At 63.0% G+C, this 4,468-nt stretch carries 3 protein-coding genes and 1 pseudogene; all 4 read right to left on the bottom strand.

The window, feature by feature from the left end; all coding sequences use genetic code 11:
- Positions 1 to 1,010: 1,010 nt before the first annotated feature.
- Positions 1,011 to 2,030 (bottom strand): transposase, encoded by a 1,020-nt coding sequence (locus tag AC2VON_RS09265; protein WP_486952685.1) that lies wholly within the window; start codon positions 2,028 to 2,030, stop codon positions 1,011 to 1,013.
- On the bottom strand, positions 1,966 to 2,931 hold the full coding sequence (locus AC2VON_RS09270) for an HNH endonuclease (protein WP_486952686.1): 966 nt from the start codon (positions 2,929 to 2,931) through the stop codon (positions 1,966 to 1,968). Before AC2VON_RS09270 ends, AC2VON_RS09265 begins: the two co-directional genes overlap by 65 nt.
- Before the next feature lie 256 nt (positions 2,932 to 3,187).
- Positions 3,188 to 3,517 (bottom strand): hypothetical protein, encoded by a 330-nt coding sequence (locus tag AC2VON_RS09275; protein WP_486952687.1) that lies wholly within the window; start codon positions 3,515 to 3,517, stop codon positions 3,188 to 3,190.
- Between the two features lie 432 nt (positions 3,518 to 3,949).
- A pseudogene (locus tag AC2VON_RS09280) lies at positions 3,950 to 4,468 on the bottom strand (hypothetical protein); the annotation flags it as partial.

Below are 4,468 nucleotides of genomic sequence, written 5' to 3' on the forward strand. Positions count from 1 at the left end.
GATTCTCGAACGTTTGTCAACATCGATTATCGTTGCGGCAGTGCATCTTTCACGTCAGCGACACCCCCAAACGCCGAACTAGGTGAAAAATCCAGGCCAGCGAGAGTGAGATCACAATTGTCCGCTTGGGAGGCATAGAGCCGATCGGTGTCCACGTCCTCGGTGGGGAAACCAAAACCCTACGCTTCGAATTCCTGGAAGTTACGTCGAATCCCCTGCGTGGAAATTCGCGTTAGTTAAAGCGATAATTCACTTGAGGCAGCGAGGAAGCCTTCTGTCCGTCGAATAGCGAGGACTCGGCGATAAACGAATGCGATAATGCATTGGAAATGCCTCCCGCAGCAGGGATGATTTCGCTAATTACAACTAATATTCTCCCAGCCCAGACGGCATCTTCGCGTTGTTCACACGCCGATCAAGTCGCCATCTTCGCCCACGGACTCAGGCTAAGCGAGCTAAGCTAAGCGTGCCGCATACAACCGGGGATGGTCCTGTCTGCTGGCCGGCCCGGGGGAGGGCACGGTGGGCTCGTTAACGGCGCTCGCTCTTCCTCCCATATACAGTAAATGTTACCGAACCCGCTCTGCGCCGGTATGCAGTGCGGCTTAGCGGCAACCGGATGCCCGGTTGGACCGGACGCCCCAACTGCGGGGGGGGCGACTGTGGACGCTACAGTGGCAGCGACCGCTGCGATAACACCAATTGCAGACCGAGTCACAGCACCCGTAAGATTGTTTCTCGTCAACATCGTTCCTCCCAAGTCGCATCTCCTATAAAATCGTACGCTCGCTGCCTTGGGTTTGGAACCCTGTCGCTTGTGATCTCACTTACCTCAAAATTTCACGTGGGTGCGGGTGGTCCCGTGACATCGGTGGCTGGCGCCTGTTGATCTCGATTTCTCAGGTCCGGGTAGGTCTCGGCGCCGCGTGTCGCGCGGTGGCGCCGGGTTCCTTAGGCCCGGATGCTTGCTTGGCTCCTTCCTGGGGGTCGTAGGGACAACGGCCTTTTCGTCAGGGGATGGCTAGGACGCGGTTGAACGCGTCGGCGAATTCTTGTGCCCAGGGCCAGGTTTGGGATATGCGGAGGAATAGGTGGCGGGAGTGGTTGATCAGCCGGGCGGCGGTGTGCAGCAGCCGGTGCCGCAAGGTGTCGGGTTCGGCCTTGGCCAGCGGCCCGTCGAGCAGCAGCAGCCTGATCCAGCACAGCAGGTCGATCGCGATCGCGGCGGCGGTGACCCAGGCGGTGTTGATGGCGAACGACGCCGATGGCCACCGGGCCAGGCCGGTGGCCTTGCCGTTGCGGATGAAGCCTTCCACGCGGGCGTGCACCCGATGGCGGGCCTCGAGCCGCTGGACCTGGCCGCCGACGGTGTTGGTCGCCATGACCTGGTAGCGGTAGCCGCCCAGCTGCTCGAACAGCGACAGCTGGGTGCCCTCGGTGATCTTTTCCCGGCGCACCAGGATCCGCATGTCGGCGGGCCAGCCGGCCAGCCGGTCCCCGCCCGCGGACTCGCGCAGCAGCCCGGTCAGCTCGGCGACCTGCGCGTCGGGGCGCGGGTCGCCGTCTGGGTCCAGCGCCGCCGACCACACGTCTGGTGGGGTGAGCCCGATCGCGACCCGCACCCGCTCGTCCAGGTCGAACCCCACCGAATAGGCCACCGACCAGCCCGGCTGCGCATTCAGAGCGGTGAGGTGCTCCACCACGGCGTGGCTGGACCCGGCGCCGTCGATGGTGACCAACAGGTTGCGCCGCCACTTGGCGGGGATCGCGGCGATCGCGGCGTCGATGATCGCGATGTGGTCGGCGGCGGTGTTCGACCCGGCGTTGCCCGCGCGCGGGGTGATCGCCAACAACTCGCCCGTGTTGTCGCACCACGCCGTCAGCGGAGTGAGGTAGGACGCTGGCGAGGTGCCCGCTGCGCGGGTCCTTTTCCAGCGCCCTCCTCCCGAACCACCCGTGCGACTTTCACCGCAAGCAGCTCTCCGGTGATTTCGCGTTTGCGATCGGCGGTTTGGCGTGGATGAGGCCATGACAGTCGCCGCAGACGATGAGGGTCTTGCGTCGCTGTCGGGTCATCAGTTGTGCCCACGCCGGTGTCGGCTGCCCAGGCTTGACCAGGTCGGTGAGTCGGGCGACGTGATGGACCTCCACCTCGCCTGAGATCGTACATAGTTCGCACCGGCCAGCGAGGAGCCTGCCGACAAGCTCCTTGCGACGAATGATTGCCTGAACGGGCTGACGGTCGTACAGCACCGCCAGTTTCTGCCGCCGCAGTGGAATACCTCCGAACCGTGCGACCAGTGGTTTCCTGCCTTCGCGTTCAACGCTGACCTGCAAGCACTTTCGTGGCCCGTAGGGTGTGGAGACGGTGGTCTTGTATCGACGCGCCATCTTCGTTACCGACGAGCGATGCTTTGCCGCCAATGTTTTCAGCAGCGAGGTCTCCATGACCCAGCGCAACCGGCTCAGTCGCCAGACGTCACCGGCCAGCAGGTAGTACTGGACGATGCCCCGATATTCGGCCCCGAACGTCTCAGCGATCTTGTGGTCGCTGTAGTTGAGCAACGGGCTCCGGTGCGCGGGTTTGCCGCGCTGCAGAAACGGGGCGCATTTGGCCTTGACCACTTGTTTGGGCACATGCAATCCGATCGAGCCGTTGACCGACCGGCTGCCCGCGGTGAGTTTGCGGTTATCGTGCCGCACAGTGATCTCGTAGCCGAGGAATCTCGCCGCATCGGTGCGAGCGTGCGTGATCAGCGTCTTGTCCTGCGACAGCTCCAACATGAGGTCGTCACGCAGGAACTGGGTCAGGCGCTGTTTGATTTGCTCGGCTTCTGCCTTGGGTCCGATAAACCCGAGCAGGACATCGTCGGCGTATCTGACGTAACGCAACCGACGATAGCCGGGATCACCAGGATCGTGACTCAGCATGCCGCGCAATTGTTTCCGTAATACCCGTACGGTATCGTGGTTGCCGCACTTACGGGACTTCCGCATCGCGTCGTACGTCCTGTGGTACGCCGAACTCGGCGTTCGGCGTATCCCTCGGGGCCCTCAACAAACCAGGTCGTCCCGGTCCAGGTGATCGCCACGTCGCGCAGCGCGGTGTGACATCCCCGGCCGGGGCGGAAACCATGCGAACAATCAGAGAACGTCGGCTCGTAATAGGCATCCAACAGCAACCGGATTACCTCACCGACCAGTTTGCCCGTCCACGACGGCAGACCCAAGGTCTCTTCTTGCCGTTCTTCTTCGGGATGTAGACCCGACGCGCCGGGCTCCACCGATAGCGCTCGTGGCGCAACGCGTCGATGACGCGATCGATCTTGCCCAGTGACATGCCGTCCACGGTTTTCCCGTCGACCCCAGGTGTCATGGCCCCTTTGTTGGAGTACAGGCGCCCGTAAGCCAGTAGATACAGTTTTCGGTTGAACAGTTGTCGATATAGCTCATCACACGGCAGACCACGTCTGCCGCGTTCGCGCAGGACACCCAGCACCGTTTCGGCGCTCTGCATTTCGCATACCTCTTCGTCTCTCGATGTCCGGTCACCTGGCCCCCTTCGCCCTGTGGTCGGCTTTCCCGCCCTCCTTGGCCGGGCGTGACTCCGGCGACTACTACGAGGCCTCCGTCGCCGTAGGACTGGTTGTCCCGTAGGCGATCCCATGTTCGTCTCTGTCACACGTCCGAGCGCGACGTAGGCGCCCCACTCATCTCCTTGAACACTCTCACTGAGCGTCGCTCCGTCGCCCTGAAGGTTGCATCGGTCATTTCACTAAACCGAAGCAGGGCAGGCACCGGTATCAGGCGTTTTCCGGCGGATGGTACGTTGCATCTTCTGGAGATTGGGGTTCAGGCAATCCAGCTTTCGCCATATCACGCGGGTCCCTCAGCACCCCGCTCCTTCGCCTGGACACGGTCGCTGATTTCCTGGCATGCTCTTGTCCCGTCAGCCTTTCGGCATCGGGTAAGCCATCGGACCCAAGAACCTCCCTTCAGTCCTTCCCAACTGCGTTGGGGATGCAACAGAGCGCCTCATGGCGCACTGAAACCCATACCCTCCCTTGAAGTTCCCAGCCGCGCGCTGCTTATCCGAATGTGAGTCGATCAGCGACGCGTCGACGCGGATCACGATCACCGCACCCAGATCCCCGTAGCAGGTGGGTGCTGGAGGGATCCGCCCGTGCCGGGCCTCGATCAGCTCCCACACCCGCTGGCGGGTCTTGTTACGCACCGTCACGATCCGGGCCAACGCCGGTTCATCGATCTCGTTCAACGACCGCCACGCCGTCGGCACCGACGCCACCGGACCGAACACCCGGGCCTGCTCGCGCAGCACCACCACATCGCAGATGTCGCGGCCGCCGTCGGCGATGGTCACCGCGACATCGCGCAGCACCGCGCCCCGATCGTGGGTCACCTCCGGCCGCGACAACGCCGTCGACAATCCCGCGGTGAGCCCGGTCGC

The organism is Mycobacterium sp. TH-M82 (assembly GCF_057473605.1).

Excerpts from the sequence above, each read along its gene's own strand:
- AC2VON_RS09265 (WP_486952685.1), bottom strand. The coding sequence starts at position 2,030 with ATGGCCTCATCCACGCCAAACCGCCGATCGCAAACGCGAAATCACCGG.
- AC2VON_RS09270 (WP_486952686.1), bottom strand. The coding sequence starts at position 2,931 with ATGCTGAGTCACGATCCTGGTGATCCCGGCTATCGTCGGTTGCGTTAC.
- AC2VON_RS09275 (WP_486952687.1), bottom strand. The coding sequence starts at position 3,517 with ATGCAGAGCGCCGAAACGGTGCTGGGTGTCCTGCGCGAACGCGGCAGA.